We start from the raw sequence: 17,762 nt of genomic DNA, 5'->3' as shown, positions 1-17,762 counted from the left end.
AAATAAATAATTTGTAACGGTATTCAATTTTATCGAAGATAAAATCCTTGCGCCTTAAACAGTCTATTATCCTCTACTCCTTGCGTCTTTACGTATCGCAACCCAACCATTAGATTCCTACTCTCTGTTTCAGAGCATCACCAGGGACAAGTTAAAATACATTATAAAAGAAAATTTTGAATACACAAATAATAATTTGTAACGATATTCAATTTTATCAGAGATAAAATCCTTGCGCCTTAAAACAGCCTATTATCCTCTACTCCTTGCGTCTTTACGTATCGCAACCCAACCATTAGATTCCTGTTCTTTGTTTCAGAGCATCACCAGGGACAAGTTAAAATACATTATAAAAGAAATTTTGAATGCACAAATAATAATTTGTAACGATATTCAATTTTATCGGAGATAAAATACTTGCGTCTTAAAACAGTCTATTCTCCTATACTCCTTGCGTCTTTGCGTGTCCCAACCTAACCACTAGATTCCTGTTCTCTGTTTCAGAGCATCACCAGGGACGGGTAAAATATATTATGAAAGAAAATTTAGCGTACTGTTTTTCTTTTATATAGCTTTAAATAATGTATCAATCTGTTTTTTAGAATGTTCATTAGGGGCAACTTTATAAAACTCATTGATAAGATCCAGTGAAGTAGGCTTTTTAGGATAACTGTTATTTTTTAAAAAGTTTCGCAGGGCTGTATTTACTTTTTCTTCACCTATCAGATCACTTAGTTTTACCATGGCAACAGCTCCTTTAGAATAGGAAACATGAGTTGCATCTCCGGTGGCTTTATAGATGGGGATATTCTCAGACAGTCCTTTTTCATTATCATAGATCTGCTGATGGACCTCTATTCTTTTCATCATCTCTGCTTTGCCATGCATTTTTTTGTAGAGCATCATTTCAGTGTACATGGCAAGGGTTTCAGTGAGCATTATAGCACCTTTTCTGTCATCAGGATTAATCTGGCTGTTTCCCCACCATAAATGGGAAAGCTCGTGTCCTGCAAGTTCATTGATGACATCCTGATTCTGATCAGCATGAATATTGGCGTGGAAAACCATATCTTCAGGCATAAAAACAACAGATGGATAGGCTGTAGCAGCAAAACCTCTGGTAAAAGAAGAAATTTCCGCAAAATTGATAGTTTTAAAAGGATATTTTCCAAAATTCTGCTGACAGTAATCCAAAGTGATTTTAGTATTTTCCAGCAGGTGATCTACATTTTCAACATGCTTCGGATGATAAAAAATATTGATTGTAATTCCTTTGCAATGAATACTTTTCACCTTGTATTCTGCAGAAGAAACAGCAAATCTGAAAGGTATATTTTCTGCTTTATACTGAAAATAATGACGGCCTGATTTTGTCCATTTCTTTACCAGATCACCGGTTCCTATAGCGATTTGATGTTTATCAGTAGAAACAGTCATGTCAAGATTGATAAAATCTTTTTTGGAGACTCCGGGAGCTTCAGGATTTTTTAGTGAGGCCAGTTTTCCAAGCTGGTTATCCTGCCGTATTTTCGGATCTTCAATTTCTTTATCTTTCTGATAGCCCACCGACGGGAAATACCTGCTGACCCTCATAAATGAACCGTTTTCTATGATAGCATTAAAGGACTGGTGACCGTTGACTGGAACCCAATGGTAAGATAATTTAAAATCAAGAACCGCCGTTTCATTAGGCTGCATGGGCTGTCTTAATTGTATTTCCGTAGTGTTTTCAGTGATCTTCATGGCTTCAGAGCCTGATTTTAAAACTGCATTTTCCAGTTTTAAATCATGATTAAAATTAATCAAAACTTTGCTGACAGGCTGGTCAGTTTGGTTTTTAAGCTTATACTTCCCAATGATCTGATATGAATTTTCTGAAGGATAGAGCTGGATTTCCGTAGTAATATCTGTAATGTCAGGTTGTGGGAGATTTTCGTATTTCCTGAAACTTTTTTCATACTGTACCGAGTTTGAAATTTCTTTCTCCTCCTCTTTGGGAATATAACCCTTCATAAAAAAAGTCCCGGCATATATTCCCGAGAACAGTACAATAGAAGTGAAAACTGCCTGGCTGAGTATTATTTTTTTCAATGTAATCCACTGATTGAGCATCCACACTGTAACCATCACACCCATTCCGAATAAAAGCCTTTGTGCAAAAGCTAATTGATAAATTCCATAGCCATTGAAATCACTGTAAGTACCTTTAAAGTCTGAAAATATTCTGAAAAGAGGGTAAGACAGTATTTTTCCGGAAACAGGACCTGCCAATATAAAAACCGCAAGAACAGATACTCCCAGCGCTATAAATCTATTCCTGATGCTGTCATTGATCAACAGGATAAGAACGGAAAAAAGAATCAAGGGAACCGTATTGAAAAGAAAGACCGGCAGATAAGCATTCCAGTCGATATGGAAATACTGATAGGCAGCCTGGAAAATGATTCCCTGAATGATCAAAATTCCTGTAAAGAAAACTAACAGTAAACTGATGGAAAGAAAATGCCCCAGCAGCTTATTTTTGGAGTAAAAAGTAGTGTTTTCAATCAAAAAGAACCATGAGGAGCGGCTTCTCCAGTAAAGATCATTAATAAAATAGGCAGAAATAAGCAACCCGAACAGCGGAAAGTTTTCTGAAATGGTAGTGGCCATAAGCCCGGAACCGGCATATTTTTGGGGAAGACGGATCCCTTTCTCTATTTCGGCATACATTTCCATCCCGACAAAAAATAATAAAAGGATGGATACAGCCGGAACGGTGATACTTTTGAACAGATAAATAAGATCAATCCGGGCAAAGAAGAGGGTGGCTTTAATAGAAGCTGTTTTCCCAAAAGTGGGCAGAACGGCAGAATATTGTAAGGCTAATGTCTTATGGGAAGAATCCACTTCTTTGACCGCCTTCTTTGTCTTGTGCTTAAAAATTTTTGAAAAAGAAAATACCCTGAGGCTAAGAAATAGAAAACCGATGGATATGATAAGAAATAAAAGCCTGTTGACGAGTAAATATCCTGTAAAAAATACTACCTGCGTATTTTTCTGATGAACAGTAAAGGTTCGGGCTTCCAGAAAGTAAGAGGAGAGCCCAAACGGATCCAGCCATGCAGAAATCTGCTGCGCTTCCAAAGACTGAGGAATGCTTCCGGCCATAAATGGTGAATTGGAAAACAGCAAAACAATCATATAAAATACGTAGAGAAACAGTCCGCCAATGACAACGATCAATTTTTTCCGGAGGGTAAGAGATATCAAAAACAGAAAACTGCAAACCAGAAGACTGTTGATAAATCCAAAGATAAATAATGGATATAGATAGTAACCTATATTGAACTCGTTGTGCATTTCACTTCCCGTACGCATCATCTGGCCTGCAAGGAAACCGATCATCAAGAAGCAGAAACTTAAAAAAGTCTGTAAAAAGTAGGTTAGAAATTTACCCTTAAGGTAGGTGGATTTTGATATAGGAAAAGAAAAGAGGAGAAGGTCGAATTGGGTATCCCAATCTTTAAAAATCAGCTGTAATGCATAAACAGTAGCAAAGAAAATAATAGAAAGACTGAGCATTCCGGACATGAATCCAATCGTATAAGGCGAATTGAGATAAATACCTTCTCCTACTGAAAGATTAAACCGATTGCCACAGAAAATACCTATAAAGACCAGGATTAAGGCAATAAGGTAGGTAAGCCAGTGCTTGATATTGCGCTTGGCTTCAAATAAAAAAAGGCTGTTCATGACTAAGGTTTTTGGGTTAGCGTATGGAAGTAAACATGCTCAAGTAAAGGAGTTACAGGACTGAAATCTTTGGGTGACTCTTCAGAAAAAACAGTGATCTGAAGTTCTCTTTCTATCAGTTGCCTGCTGATGATCTCATAGCTGGAATCATAAGTTTCAAGATCATTTTTATCAATGGGTTTTGACCAGATTCTGTTTTCCAGTGCTGCCATTAATTTTCCGGGATTTCCTTTTCGCAGGATCTGTCCATGGTTCATCACGGCCATCTCCGAACAGAGATTTCTGACATCTTCCACCAGATGGGTCGACAGAATAACGATGACCTCCTGGCTGATGTCGTTTAGTAAAGCATTGAAACGGTTACGTTCTTCAGGATCTAAACCGGCAGTGGGTTCATCCACGATAATAATTTTAGGATCACCCAATAGAGCCTGAGCAACTCCAAAACGCTGCTTCATCCCTCCGGAAAAGGTATGAACCTCTTTGTTCCTGAAATTTGAAAGATTCACTTTTTCAAGCAGATTTAGAATTTGGTTTTTACGTTTCGTTTTGTCTGTAATACCTTTGAGTACTGCGATATGCTCCAGGAGATCATAAGCGGAGACTTTAGGGTATACTCCAAAATCCTGTGGAAGAAATCCCAGGTTCTGTTTTATATAGGCAGGGTTTTCAGCAATATTCACATCATTAAAAAACAGGGTGCCAGAACTGGGTTTCTGCAATCCTACAATGGTTTTCATTAAGGACGATTTTCCGGCTCCGTTTGGACCCAGTAAACCGAACATCCCGTTTTCGATTTCCAATGAAATGTCTTTAATGGCCTGGAAACCATTCTTGTAGGTGAGGCTAAGGTTGTTGATAGATAAGGTGTTCATAGTGTTGTGTTTGGGTAATAGAATGACAGGCAGTCTTTTTTCAGGCTGCTTTTAATAATGGTAAATAATGATGATTTGTAAACTGTGACTTAAGAGTAATGATAGATTTTGAGACTTGGAGAAGTAGGGACAGGAGACATAGAGACAAGAGACGCGTAGAGATTATCTTATGCTTTGGGCTAGCAGCTCAATAATAGAAGCTCTCACTCTCAAACTCTACCACCCTCAAACCCTCAAACTCTTTCACTCAAAACCTAATCCTTATATTCCAGTATATCTCCAGGCTGGCATTCCAGAATTTTACAGATGGCTTCCAGGGTATCGAAACGCACGCCTTTGGCTTTTCCTGTTTTTAGGATAGAAAGGTTTACGGGAGTGATTCCCAGTTTTTCTGCCAATTCTTTACTCTGCATTTTTCGTTTGGCTAGCATGACATCTAAGTTGACTATAATTGGCATGTTAAATAAATAGGTCTTGTTCGTTTTGCAAATGTAGTCCTTGCTTGAAGATATTCGCAAGAAACAGACAGAAAATTCCAAGCATAAAGTGAATAAACACCAGTCCCCAGATGATACTTTCTACTTCCACAAAGAAACAGGCAACAATAACCAGTGGGAGTGGGATAAAAATATTATACAGGTAAAATCTCTTAAGCTGTTGTATATGATCTTTTGTAAACAGTTTTGGCTGGAAAAAAACTTTGAAAACTTTTGCGGAAAGCCAGAAAAAGATTCCATAAGAAAGTAAAACAGCTAGAAAAGAAAAGATGATATACGGAGAATTGTTTTCAATATTCAGAAACGGTTTTTCGGTGAACGGATAATTGATATGAAGATATTGTCCATCTTTATAAGGCGTAACAGAGAATCCTGTTGCCAGACATAGAACGGAATACACAAAAGTAATTAAATATCCGGCAGAAAGCAGAGCGCAGATATAAAATAAAATTCTTGAAATAATTTTGGTCTGGTTCATGACACGATCATTAATTAGTGTTACAAATATATAATTAATTATCGTAAAACAATAATTAATTTAAATAAAATTTTATTTTATAAAACCTCTACAATGAAATAATAGTGAAAAAAGCTGTGTTGAATACTGTTTTTATGTAATTTTAAATAGTGAAAAAATAAAAGATCATGGCTTACAATATTGAATTGGCAGATAGGGTTCGTGAACGGCTTTCCAAAGTTCATGATATTGAAGTTGAGGAAAAGAAAATGTTCAGCGGATTATCATTTCTTGTCAACGGGAAGATGTGCATCAATATCAGCCATGACAACCTGATGTGCCGCTATAACCCCGAATTGGAAGATGAGGTTTCGGAAAAAAACGGTTTTCTTCCGATGATCATGAGAGGAAAACAGCTCAAAGACTATTGCTATGTAGAGCCCATTGGTTTTCAAAAACCCGATGATTTTGAGTATTGGATAAAAATCTGTCTTGATTATAATACAATCGCTAAAGCCTCGAAGAAGAAGTGAGGTTTCCGGAGGTTAGAGGGTTGGAGGGTGGTAGAGTTTGAGAGTGAGAGACCCTAGAAGTGATGAATTATTGAGTTCAAAACCTAAAGGGTAAATAGTCTCACGTCTCTAAGTCTCCAATTTCTAAATCTCTTGTCTCTACCCTCCGGGCTTTCCATATTATTGATATAGCTTCTCCCTGATCATTATTAAAATTTTTGTTGTTTCTTCCAGATCAGGAGACTCAGGCAAATTGGATGTTGTATGATGGAAATCAATTGATTCTAGCAAATCTTCAGCTTTTTGTATTAATGAATCATAAGGCATGTTTCCGGCTTTGATATTCAGTAATTCATCACGGTTTTCTACACGGGTATGCAAAGAATTGGTTTTAAAAATATGCTCACACGACTGCAAGAGACGGATGGTATGCATCATATTTTTGCTGTCATAATTCTGTCCATGATTTTGATTAACATTATAACGGTCTTCATTACGTTCAGAAATCCATTTCCAATATTCCCTGTAGTCTTTACAGTACGTAGAATAGGCATCCAGATTGCAGAAGAGATAAGCGGTTGGCTTTTCATCCTTCGGCACAGATGATACAGAAACCTGATTGGCTTCTTCATTCTGAATAATACCCTTATACCCTAATGTTCCTGATTCATCATAAAATAAGGCAAACATTCCTTTAGTATGGTCGATGCTCACTAATCCACACCTTTCCTGTAAAAGACCATCCCGTCCTTCGGGCTTGTCTCCAGATGAGGGGAATTCATGCAGCCATTTCTTCAAAGGAACAGAGCCTTGTCCATCAAGGATACAACAGAAATCCATAACAGATTTTCTTTCTTTATCTATAGGATTTAATATCTTTTTGTTGAGACCTTTCGCTTTTTTAATCTGTGAAACGGCATATCCTGCAAAACTCTCTTTGCATAGTTTGGATAGAAAGTCTTCTGTTTTCAGAAGATCAATCAGCGGATCTTTATGAAGGATACAGTCCTCCGGGCTTGCCAGAATTTCCAGGATATTGGGATTGTTTTTCTGCAGCAATTCTACAAATCTCCCGATTTCATAATAGGTGATATCATTGGTCTCATTGGAAATCTGTGGAATATAGTTCAGCCCAAAGAAATCTTCTTTCGGTACATAATATACTCCACGGATATCCGTATCTGAGGTTTCCGTAGCCAGGCCGAAAGCACGGCTTCCGGAGATGGCTTCAAAGAGGATGAGGTTATTGGTTTTTAGATCTTGTATGGTCATTGATTATCTTTTGATACAAGGACTAGCCCTGCGTCATTCGTATTTCTTTTTTTATTAAGTTTTGTTTTCTCTGTATTTCTTTCAAAGAGTGGGAAGTTACTTATAAAAACGGCTACTAAAACACCCCTTCTGTAGATTGTTCCAGCTCACGGGCAGATTGCAGAAATTCTTCCACATTCATTTCTTTAAAGAAAAGAAGGCCATGGGTTGCCCGGAGACGTGGACTTTCGTTATCATAAAAATAAGGTTTTCCCAATATCAACTGAGCAGCCTGAAGCTGTTCTACCCAGGTTTGTATAGAAAGATGACTGAATTTTCCGTTGTATCTGTAACTTGGGAAGGAGGCGTTTACCTGGCTTAGATAGCTGTTGGTAAAACTTTCATCCATTGTACTCATTCCATTAAGGGATACCGGGAAAATATGAGTGACATCGGCTGCATTGAACTGATACCAAACATTTCTATAGCCCCATATTTTAAGTTGGGACAGATCTTTTTCTTTGCTCCATTCCCTTACGGCAGCGGCAATTGCCTGTAAGACTTTATAATGGGTATCAGGACCACTTCCTTCAGGATCGAACGCTAAACTTATAACGGTAGGATTAATGGTTTTCAGCTGTTGCAATATAGGATATACATCCCTTTCTCTTTTGGGTTTCTCCGTAAAAATAGCTCCCGTATAAAATCCAAGTCTTAAATGATGAACGTTCTTTGTTCTTACACCGAAGTGTGCCCATACTAATTCTTCTTCATATTCCCGGATCATTCCTTTCAGTGTCTGGATCTTTTGCTCCGGATTTTGGCCATCATAGCTGGAATTGATGATAGCAATCACTTCTGTTATTTTCTCTTCCAGTTCTTGTTTTGTTTTTAAACCCCAAAGTTCAACGATATTTCTTACCATTCTGTGAGATACCGCTCTTGACCTTTCGTCAGCATTTTCGGAAGCTATATTGATAAGGTAATGATAGACGTCTTTATCCCTCTTATTTTTATATCCAACCTCAAAAAAGTCCGGATAATTAAGCATTTCGATTTCTCCTTTTTCGGTAAAAAGAAGGGTAGCCCGGAGAATATCTGTCAGAAACTTATTGGTCACCGCAGTAAAGCCGGATGTAAGGACAGAATAGTGAGATTCATTGGTCTCATTTCGGGACTGGTAATGGATATAAGGCAAAAGTCCTAATGAAATATCATCATGATGAGGACCTGTATGATAAAAAACTTCATGGGTAAGTGCTTCTGTTCCTTTTTTTATTTTGTTTTCAATGGAAGTAATCACTGACTGAACAGTGTCTTCATTAAGATCCGGAATTAACTGGGTATACGGATCAGACTGAAGGTCTTCCAGGGTAAGATGTTCAGCATATTTATTCAGTTTTTGGGTCAGCATCATAACTGATTTATCGGTTTTTTCCTGTGACCAGTTTCCGGATTGGTAATAATCGGCAATGAAGTCATTCAGTGTGCTTGCAGCTCCTAGTGTAATATAAAATCTGCCATTCGGGAGATTGGAAAGTACAGAAGCCGGATATAAATTGGAAGGAGGAAGTTCCAGTGCGTTTTTTATCATAGGCGCTTTTGCTTCTCCTGCTGCGAAAATAATGGCTACAGCATCTTTATTATAAGTGATCGTCTCCAGACCGATAGTGATCACAAGGCGTTCCCTGGAAATTTCAATTCCTCCAAGATCTCCGGCTGCAACCGCCTGTGTTTCGAAGTTGGTGGAAGTCAATCGGGTTGTTGAATAAGGGTCAGAACCTTTAATGTTAAAGGCAATATGCCCATCAGGACCTATTCCTCCCAGAAAAAATCCAATACCCCCTAACTTACGGATCTGCTGTTCATATTCCGAACACCAGTTGTCTATAAGGAAAATAGATTCTTTTTGCAGTTTCTCCAAAGGATTTTGCGGTTCACGGTATCTCAGTTCCAGGTCTACTTTATGACTGGGAAAAACCTCCTCAAAGCTTTTGCCATACGCTAAAGGAATTTCATCACAATTGATTAGAAGAGCATTTTCCCTTTTTAATCCCAGCCCTTCAATATAATATTTATTCACGTAATGATAAAAGCTGTTTGCCTGGGATGATTTTATAGGGTAAAATTCATCAATCTGAACAAAATGGAGCTCTGCCAGTGATGGTTTCTGGACGGATAAATGATGTTTTTTTCTAAGCTCAATAATATTTTCCTTTTCCCAGTTTTCAAGAATATGTTTAGTCCAGTAAATAAAATATTCCGGTGTTTTTCCGGTGGGAAGACTGATAACACCGTTGGGATTTCCAGCTGCCCATTCCAGAAATCGTAAGGCTGTAAGCATTCCTAAATTAGGAAAATTGTCAACAGCAATATAAGGTATATTGGTTTTACTGTTTTTTGAAAGATCATTTAAGAAAGATTCCTCTACGGGAGTGAAGTTCCTTTTGTTTTCCATTTTTGTGATTTTTATTATGTTTTCAAATACTTTATACTGTGAGATGATGTAGAACTTAAAGATAACTACAAAACAATCCCTAAATTTATCAATAAATTGTTGATTTACAATAGAAAACTGCGGTTATGGTTTATTATTGATAATATTATCATAAGTTTATTATAATAATGGCTTTCTGTAGTTGTTTTTAAAGGGAAAGGCTGAATATTGGGAAAATTATAGTTGCAGCATCTTAAAGTTTATTGTAATAAAATTTTAATAGTCCATTTTTATCCTGTCTCTTCAGTTTCCAATACCATTTAATTTAGTATCTCTCTGAAAACCCTTTCCATCTCAGTCTTATCCACTTTTCCATTGATTAAACTCTTTGATCTTTCCTCATTTTCAGCGATCATATTTTCTAAAAACCTAAACAATTCCCAATCATTAGGATGATGATAAGCTTCCCCTTTTGTAGCTTTTAAAGCAACAAGATTCTCTATCTTCCGTTTTGTGTAATCATCAACCAAAATCAACAGATCACTGAACAATACAGGAGGAACGGTTCCTTTTTCTATAATCCATTTTCCGGTTAAAGTGGTTCTCAGGCAATAGAAATAACTTTTCAGTTTTACTTCTTCGTTTCTGCAAGCATCCAGATATTTTTTGCTCATACTCAAGTAGTGGTAAGAAACTGCTATCGGAGAAAAACAAGCATCTGCCAGAGGACTGAACAGATCTACAAATCTCTTGTTCTCTTTATATACGATAGGAGAGTAGAACCAGCTCAGTAAAGCGGCATTTGACTTCAGTAAAAGATGAAAGGTTTTCCGCAAATCCCATCCGCAACCATCCAGGTCATCCTCCGTCATAAACTCTATGGTTTCATCCTTATCCCAGGGGGAGAGATACCACTCAGCATCATGTCGGTATATAAAACGGATGTCGTAATCGCTGTCCGGAGAGGCAAAACCCCAAGCCCTGCTTCCGGATTCTACAGCCAAAAGGACTTCTATGCCCTTTTCGGCTTCTATTTCTTTTATTTTTTCAAGTATTTTTGGTGTCATTGTCTTTTATTTATATTGCAAAGTAAATAGGGTTGTGCGTAATCTAATTGCGTAGTTTTGAGTTTGAGTGTTTTGAGTTTGAGAGCGTAAGAATTTAGGTATAAAATTAATCCTGTCTTTACTCTTTATTCTTTATTCTTGACTCTTGATTCTTGACTCTTGACTCTTGTTTCCCTTATCATAAATACATTCTACATAAATACACTGTACAAATATTATAAAAATACTCCCCATTTCACTAATATTGCACTTCTTCTACTTCATATAATTAATTTACATTCATGTTATCAAACGAATTACAGCATAAAATTGATTTTAAAACAAAACCTTTAGGTGCCTTAGGCGATCTTGAACAATTAGCCTATAAAATTGGGATGGCTCAAAAGACAATTTCTCCCCGGTTATCAAATCCTCATATGGTGGTATTTGCTGCCGATCATGGGATTGCTACAGAAGGAGTGAGTGCTTATCCACAGGAGGTCACCTATCAGATGGTGATGAACTTTTTGGGCGGCGGTGCAGCGATCAATGTGTTTTGCAGGCAAAATGGTATTAAAATAAAGATTGTTGATGGCGGAGTAAATTTTGATTTTCCTCCAGATCTGAATTTGATTGATAAAAAAGTCAGAAAATCCAGCCGTAATATACTGGAAGAGCCTGCCATGACTGCTGAAGAATATCGGCAAGCTTTGAAAAACGGAAGTTCCGTAGTTGACGAGATTGCCCTGACAGGTTGTAATATTATTGGTTTTGGAGAAATGGGAATCGGGAATACTTCAGCTTCTTCGCTGATGATGAGTAAGCTTTTTAACCTGCCGATTGTAAATTGTATCGGACGCGGAACGGGTTTAAATGATGATCAGTTACAGAATAAGATCCATATTTTATCAACCGCTATAGAAATGCATGCTGATACTAAGACAGCAGATGACATAGCACAGACTTTCGGAGGGCTTGAAATAGCACAAATGATTGGTGCAATGGAAGAAGCTTTCCGTCAGAATATGCTGATTATGGTGGATGGGTTTATTGCAACCGTAGCAGTTGCTACTGCATGGAAAAAGAACCCGGATATCCTGAATAACTGTATTTTCTGTCATGTAAGTGACGAAAATGCCCATCTTCAGCTTCTGGATCTGCTGGGACAAAAGGCATTGTTGAATTTTAATCTTCGTTTGGGAGAAGGAACGGGATGTGCACTGGCTTATCCTGTGATTCAGAATGCCGTGAATTTTCTGAATGAGATGTCAAGCTTTGAAGATGCCCATGTTTCAAATAGAGAATAGATGAAAATATTAAAAAATGAACTGATCTATCTGGCAACGGCGCTGATGTTTTTCACCAGGATTCCGGTTCCGTTTACCATTCCGTATTCCAGTGAGATCATGAATAAATCTCAGAAATATTTTGCATGGATCGGGCTGTTGGTAGGACTTATCAATGCTGTGATTCTGTATTTTTCTGCTCAGCTTTTTAACCTGGAAATAGGTATTGTTTTGATGATGATCACCAGTGTTTTACTCACCGGAGCTTTTCATGAAGATGGTTTCACGGATATGTGTGACAGTTTTGGAGGTGGATATGGGAAAGAAAAAATCCTTACCATCATGAAAGACAGCAGGGTAGGAGCATATGGAACTATTGGAATTATTCTGCTGTTTGCTTTGAAATTTCTCAGTATTCAGGCCTTGGGAAATATTGATCTTCTTAAAACGTTGGGTATTGTTATTTTAGCACACTCATCAAGCCGTTTTATTTCAGGTACGATGATCTATACTCACCAATATGTTACGGATATTGATGTCAGTAAGTCAAAACCGTTAGCCAATAAACCTTTAGATGGAATAGCTTTATTAGTAGGTTTAATCAGTGTTTTAATTTCTTTTGCCTTAATTCCGGATGGGCGTTTGATACTGGCTTTTGCATTGGCTTATGCCGGTAAAATCTGTATGGGATGGTATTTTAAAAAGCATATCGGAGGATATACCGGAGATTGTTTGGGTTCCGTACAGCAGGTAAGTGAGGTTTTATTTTACTTAGGAACAATAATCGCATGGAAATTCATCTGATCAGACATACGGCAGTGGAAAATCCGGAAAACCTGTGTTATGGATTTACCGAAATGCCTTTAAGAAAAGATTATCCTGAAGATTTTAAAAGGCTGGATATGGATCATGATTTCGATCTTGTTATTTCAAGCCCTTCACAGCGTTGTCGTCTTTTGGCTGATTACTTTGATTTTGATTATACAATCGATGAAAGACTTCGGGAAATGAATTTCGGAAGCTGGGAAATGGAAAGATGGACGGATATTCCTGAGAAAGAAATTAATCCCTGGTATCAGGATTTTATTAATGTGAAAGCTACCGGTGGAGAAAATCTTCTTGAAATGCAAGACCGCGTACTCAGCTTCTGGAAAGAGCTGATTGCAGAACAAAATGTAATTAAAGTCTTGGTTGTGGCACATGCCGGTGTAATCCGCCTCGTTGTTCAGTCGATTTTACAGTTTCCCCTAGAGAATATGTTCAGTATCCGGATTGACTACGGAAAGAGAGTAATTATTCAGAAGAATGAAGGCTACTTTTCCATTAAAAAGATGAATGTTTAACAACCAGTCATAATCCCAGGTAAACTGTATAGAAAATAAGCTCTTGTCCTTTGCATTACCCAACAAAAAAGCCATTCGGTCTTACTCAAATGGCTATATTATTTATTTAAAGATTTTTGTAAAGCTATCTTTTTCCAGAATTTCCAATGAAAAATCAAAATCTGCTTCTGACTTTTCAGTAGTAACTGTTGCTCCCAGCTCTTTTACAAGCCCATTGAAAGATATCGGCTCATACCATTTCTGATAAAGTGCATCCGTTGCCAGTACAGCAATCTCAGAATTTCCTGAAACATGAGAATGACCCGCTCCAAAATTCAGAAGTACAAAACATTGTTTTTCTCCTTTTGGAAGAAGCATTCCCAGAATAGTCTGTCTCTGAACCGACTTACATTTGGCTTCAGCAAATACTTTGTTGGGATCCATCATATAATCTCTTGAGATCGTATCTCCTTTTCCAATCACAATTTTATAATCACATTCCGCATTTCCGGAATACACATTGTTCATGATTAATGTAGGCGTGTTCAGACCTCTGTTGGCGTAAAGATATTCAACGGCACCCTGAGGTGCAGAGGTCATATCTCCAGAATACATCAGATTTCCATCCCCTTGATTATAGGCGGCATTCCATCCTGTTTTTCCCGCTATATTCAATCCGGAAAGGTCAAGATCATAAGCACCCCAGGCATTTTCCCAGTAGATTCCTACCGCAAGCTTTTCACCGGAAAACCTCGTTCCCGTGGGAATATTCCCTACATACATTTTTTCAGAAGTAGGAAGCCCGAATTCCACATTTTCAGGGAAATAAAACTTCTTTCCGGAAAGATCAAATTTTGACTGTAAGTAACTTAATATAAATTCATAATTCAATTCACTTGCAAGGCTGTTTTTTCCTGTTTTTACCCAGGACTTTCCGTTTCTGATTCTATACACAAAAGTGTCCTGGCCATACATTCTCTGATAACAGGCAGATAAAGCTTTGAATAAGGCAAAAGGTGTTGCATTATCCAGCCAATGCATATCATTTTCTTCCAGTAATGTGTTGGTAGCATCATTCAATGGGTTGGAAATTAAAGGCTTGTGGTAAGTCTTTGACAACTTGGAAATTTTATTAACAGCTGCTGCAGTAGACTTATTTTTATTTTTATAAGCTAAAAATAAAGGCTTAAACCTGTTAAAAATCTCTGCAAGTTTTTCCAATCCGAAGGTTTCAAACAAATCGGATGGATCAAATTTACTTAGCTTGATATTCTCAATCAGCTCATCATTTTTGATCAGAAGACTGGTAGCTGTTGTTTTAAAAATAACATACCTGAAAAATTCTACAGCATTCTCCGGATAAGCCTTGTAAAGATCCGCAATTTTGACAATAGCTTCCTTATTTCTGATGTTTTCCTTTCCGGTGAATTCATAGTTCAGTTCTTCTGTCAAAATAAATAACAGATCATTAATAGTTTCTTCCTTTAAAGCAATACCAGATCTCAGTAATGATAAACATTTTTCTGTCATTTCATCTGGAGAATAAGCTTTAATTACTTTGAAAGTAAGCTTCATTTCGGGAACATTCAATACTTCATCAGGGATATAAATTTCATCCTGGAAATCACTTCCGTAGGTAGAAATATAATGCCTGATCTGATCCATTAAAAGTTCCAGTCTTGTGCTGTTCTTTATTTTCTCCCATGATGTATGGAAGGTCTTATTAAGATCATTACCTTTTAGTTTTTCCTTTGAATAATAGGCAATAATCTGTTTTTTAGCCCAAAGTGCACCAGGTTCAATCACAAAACCATCATTGGAAACAAAAGGGTTGTGATCAGATTTCTGAGTCAGTACGGCATTAAATAACTGAAGTGTTTTCATGATATAAAAATTAATAAGTGAGGAGTAATTTTTTTTAAGAAAAATGTTATAGGAACTCCTTTTACCTATAATTTTGAAAAGGCGGGGAGTCAAACCTGGTAATGTATATAGGAACTCCCTTTGCCTTATAATTTGTAAAAAGGCGGAAAGTAAATCTAAAATAATAGGAACTTTCTTTGCCTTTAATTTTTTTAATTATGAAAATGACTAATACGTTAATATAAACATTTTCATTGTTTTGAGGAGCAGACAGGACTCGAACCTGTGACCCACAATCTTGGAGATTTATAGGAACTTTAGTTGCCTGCAGCGAAAAGTAATTTGTTGCTCTACCATCTGAGCTACTGCTCCTGCCGTTATGAAAAAAGTTTTCATAAACCTTAGGGGCTTTTACACCCTTAAGGTTGGGTTATTAGTTTTTTACGACTATAAAATTTAGTTATTAGTTTTCCTAAACCTTATAGGTTTTTAAAACCTATAAGGTTTAAATAGTAGGTAAGACTTACCTGCTAAATTAGAAATTATGCTTTTCTATATTTTTTCTTTTTCTTCCAGGGCGCGTTTTTCTGAACATCACCAGCCATGATACATCCGTAAGGCATCACTTCATCAAGGACCTCACAAAGGCCATATTCTTCAATCTGTGCTCTTACGTTTTTAGCACTTTTATAAGCACTTGGCAACTCGGAGATATCAATCTCATTGGAATAGAAACGGATATCCAATCCTTGTGTTTCCTCATTGAAGATTTCCTCGGTTGTTTTATGAGCCATAGATCTTTTATGCTGACTTCTGCTGAAGTTTCTTCCCGCTCCGTGAGGGGCAAAACCTAAGTTTCTTTCCGTTGTTCTTCCCTGAACAATTAATACCGGTTCAGCCATATTTAAAGGAATCAATCTTGGTCCTGTGATATCAGGCATAAATTTGTCATCCAGTGGAGTAGCTCCTTTAGCATGGTAAAATAAATCACCATCTCTGAATACAAAATTATGCTCATTCCAATATCTGTTCTCTTTTTCGATCTCCAGTTTATTCAGCACTGCGTCATGAATAGAAGTATGGTTTTCCTTGGTCCATTGTCTTATCAGCTGAAGGGCTTCCCAGTAGGATTCTCCTTCTTCAGTATCGTACGGAATCCAGGCATTTTCTCTTAATGTTTCAGGAGAAATGTCCTGTCTGAAACGGTTGGCTACCTTCATCCCTTTATCATATAAAGCAGCTCCCGGAGCTCTGGAACCATGATGAGTCACCAACATGGTATTTCCTGTATTTTTGGAGATTCCTACAAACAGAAAATGATTTCCGTCTCCCTGAGTTCCCATATGAGAACGGGCAATGCTGATCAGTTTTTCATCATTTAAGAATTCATTTTCTCTGAAAGCATCCATCAGTTCCTGAGACATCGGCATCTGTTCTCCTCTCGGTCTTCCTCCATATCCGAAGTGTGTGATAGAATGGGCTGCGTCCAAAACCTCTTTAGGATTTGTTTTACCAAAGTCCGTCAGCATAACAGAACAACAGATATCAGCACTATGGAATCCCGGATGAATGGCATTTTTAGCAACCACCACACCTCCTACCGGAATCTGGCCTTCAGGTCCTGTAGGACAGGCATCAGGCATTAAAGCACCATTAATCAGTGTTGGAGTTTTCATCAAAACTTTCATCGTATTGATTACTTTTTCCACGTTATCATTTTCACTTTCATGTTCTGCTCTGATATTGATGATAAAATCTTTTGCAGTTTCATGAAGCGGTATAATTTCCGGTTGTCTGAACTGTTCCAGGTATTCATTAATCTGAACCTCATCCAGATTATTTTCGTTGATATAAGTAATAGCATCTTTGAACCATTTAGCGGGTCTATATCCTAATTCGATTAAGTGATTTCCATTAAATTCCATTTGTTTTCTCATTTTGATAATGCAAAGTAATATCATTATTGCGCAATAGTTTTGCGTAGATTGTTTTTTTTTAATTATTTTTACAAAAATTAAAGGCGAATCTGGAAATAAAACAGATTTGCCAACGGATTATAATTAAAAATGATTAATACTATGGAACTACTAGAACAATTAGAGCATTTCCCGGAAACCATTCAGTTCAGTGATGTTATTGAATATATTGACGGAAAATATGATTTCACCCCTACAGCTTTTAAAAATGGTGATACCACTAATCAGGCCGGACAGAATAACGGATCTTGTAAAGTCTTCAGCTTTGCTTTATATCATGGGCTGACCAAAGAACAGACCCTTCTTCTTTTTGGAGAATTTTATAGGGAAGATGTTTTGAAAAAACCTAATGGTACTGATCACCAGAATATCAGAAATTTTATGAAATTTGGCTGGGAGGGCATTACTTTTGACGGAGACGCGTTGAAAGAGAAATAATTTTAATGAAACGGCGAAAAGGCAAATTTACAAATCAGCGGATTTGCCTTTTATTCCAATAAACACA

14 protein-coding genes and 1 tRNA gene are annotated in these 17,762 nt (G+C 37.2%); 5 read left to right on the top strand and 10 right to left on the bottom strand.

Annotated features, from left to right (window positions below):
• Nucleotides 1–564: 564 nt before the first annotated feature.
• The 4 genes from LQV47_RS13670 to LQV47_RS13655 form a co-directional block, all read right to left on the bottom strand.
• Entirely contained in the window at nt 565–3,735 is a 3,171-nt protein-coding gene (locus tag LQV47_RS13670; RefSeq protein ID WP_230037743.1) for a M1 family aminopeptidase, read from the bottom strand.
• Nucleotides 3,736–3,737: 2 nt separating this feature from the next.
• Nucleotides 3,738–4,610: an ABC transporter ATP-binding protein gene (locus LQV47_RS13665; RefSeq protein WP_230037741.1), complete on the bottom strand. Its 873-nt coding sequence runs from the start codon at nt 4,608–4,610 to the stop codon at nt 3,738–3,740.
• A gap of 254 nt (nt 4,611–4,864) precedes the next feature.
• Nucleotides 4,865–5,068 carry a helix-turn-helix transcriptional regulator gene (locus LQV47_RS13660; protein WP_047487719.1) on the bottom strand — a complete coding sequence of 68 codons (204 nt, stop codon included), beginning with the start codon at nt 5,066–5,068 and terminating at the stop codon, nt 4,865–4,867.
• A gap of 1 nt (nt 5,069) precedes the next feature.
• Nucleotides 5,070–5,585 carry a DUF2975 domain-containing protein gene (locus LQV47_RS13655; RefSeq protein ID WP_230037739.1) on the bottom strand — a complete coding sequence of 172 codons (516 nt, stop codon included), beginning with the start codon at nt 5,583–5,585 and terminating at the stop codon, nt 5,070–5,072.
• 167 nt (nt 5,586–5,752) lie between these two features.
• Here LQV47_RS13655 and LQV47_RS13650 point away from each other — a divergent pair, with 167 nt between their 5' ends.
• Entirely contained in the window at nt 5,753–6,097 is a 345-nt protein-coding gene (locus LQV47_RS13650) for a TfoX/Sxy family protein (RefSeq protein WP_230037737.1), read from the top strand.
• A gap of 159 nt (nt 6,098–6,256) precedes the next feature.
• On the opposite strand, the gene LQV47_RS13645 is transcribed toward LQV47_RS13650, so the two are convergent.
• The 3 genes from LQV47_RS13645 to LQV47_RS13635 form a co-directional block, all read right to left on the bottom strand.
• On the bottom strand, nt 6,257–7,348 hold the full coding sequence (locus LQV47_RS13645; RefSeq protein WP_230037735.1) for a nucleotidyltransferase domain-containing protein: 1,092 nt from the start codon (nt 7,346–7,348) through the stop codon (nt 6,257–6,259).
• Nucleotides 7,349–7,463: 115 nt separating this feature from the next.
• Entirely contained in the window at nt 7,464–9,785 is a 2,322-nt protein-coding gene (locus tag LQV47_RS13640; protein WP_230037733.1) for a glucosamine-6-phosphate isomerase, read from the bottom strand.
• Nucleotides 9,786–10,084: 299 nt separating this feature from the next.
• Complete coding sequence (locus LQV47_RS13635; RefSeq protein ID WP_230037731.1) at nt 10,085–10,831, bottom strand: nucleotidyltransferase domain-containing protein; 747 nt, start codon at nt 10,829–10,831, stop codon at nt 10,085–10,087.
• A 281-nt stretch (nt 10,832–11,112) separates the two neighbouring features.
• Between LQV47_RS13635 and cobT the strand changes: the two genes are divergently transcribed.
• Genes cobT through cobC form a run of 3 tightly spaced genes read left to right on the top strand, consistent with a single transcriptional unit; the run spans nt 11,113 to nt 13,439 of the window.
• Complete coding sequence (gene cobT, locus LQV47_RS13630; RefSeq protein ID WP_230037729.1) at nt 11,113–12,117, top strand: nicotinate-nucleotide--dimethylbenzimidazole phosphoribosyltransferase; 1,005 nt, start codon at nt 11,113–11,115, stop codon at nt 12,115–12,117.
• Nucleotides 12,118–12,900 carry an adenosylcobinamide-GDP ribazoletransferase gene (locus LQV47_RS13625; RefSeq protein ID WP_230037728.1) on the top strand — a complete coding sequence of 261 codons (783 nt, stop codon included), beginning with the start codon at nt 12,118–12,120 and terminating at the stop codon, nt 12,898–12,900.
• Nucleotides 12,885–13,439, top strand: coding sequence for an alpha-ribazole phosphatase family protein (cobC, locus tag LQV47_RS13620; protein WP_230037726.1), 555 nt, complete (start codon nt 12,885–12,887; stop codon nt 13,437–13,439). The genes LQV47_RS13625 and cobC overlap by 16 nt, the downstream gene beginning before the upstream one ends.
• 102 nt (nt 13,440–13,541) lie before the next feature.
• Here the strand turns inward: cobC and LQV47_RS13615 are convergent, their stop codons facing one another.
• From LQV47_RS13615 to LQV47_RS13605, 3 genes are all read right to left on the bottom strand, one after another.
• A complete protein-coding gene (locus LQV47_RS13615) occupies nt 13,542–15,302 on the bottom strand; it encodes a hypothetical protein (RefSeq protein WP_230037724.1) in 1,761 nt (586 codons plus the stop codon).
• A gap of 241 nt (nt 15,303–15,543) precedes the next feature.
• Nucleotides 15,544–15,653 (bottom strand) — tRNA-OTHER (locus tag LQV47_RS13610).
• Between the two features lie 170 nt (nt 15,654–15,823).
• Nucleotides 15,824–17,206 carry an RtcB family protein gene (locus LQV47_RS13605; protein ID WP_230037994.1) on the bottom strand — a complete coding sequence of 461 codons (1,383 nt, stop codon included), beginning with the start codon at nt 17,204–17,206 and terminating at the stop codon, nt 15,824–15,826.
• A gap of 153 nt (nt 17,207–17,359) precedes the next feature.
• Here LQV47_RS13605 and LQV47_RS13600 point away from each other — a divergent pair, with 153 nt between their 5' ends.
• Nucleotides 17,360–17,695 carry a HopJ type III effector protein gene (locus LQV47_RS13600; RefSeq protein WP_230037722.1) on the top strand — a complete coding sequence of 112 codons (336 nt, stop codon included), beginning with the start codon at nt 17,360–17,362 and terminating at the stop codon, nt 17,693–17,695.
• The last annotated feature ends 67 nt before the right edge of the window (nt 17,696–17,762 follow it).

Origin of the sequence: Chryseobacterium sp. Bi04 (assembly GCF_918698085.1) — a bacterium.
GTDB lineage: Bacteria > Bacteroidota > Bacteroidia > Flavobacteriales > Weeksellaceae > Chryseobacterium.
This window is presented reverse-complemented; position numbering and strand designations above follow the sequence as displayed.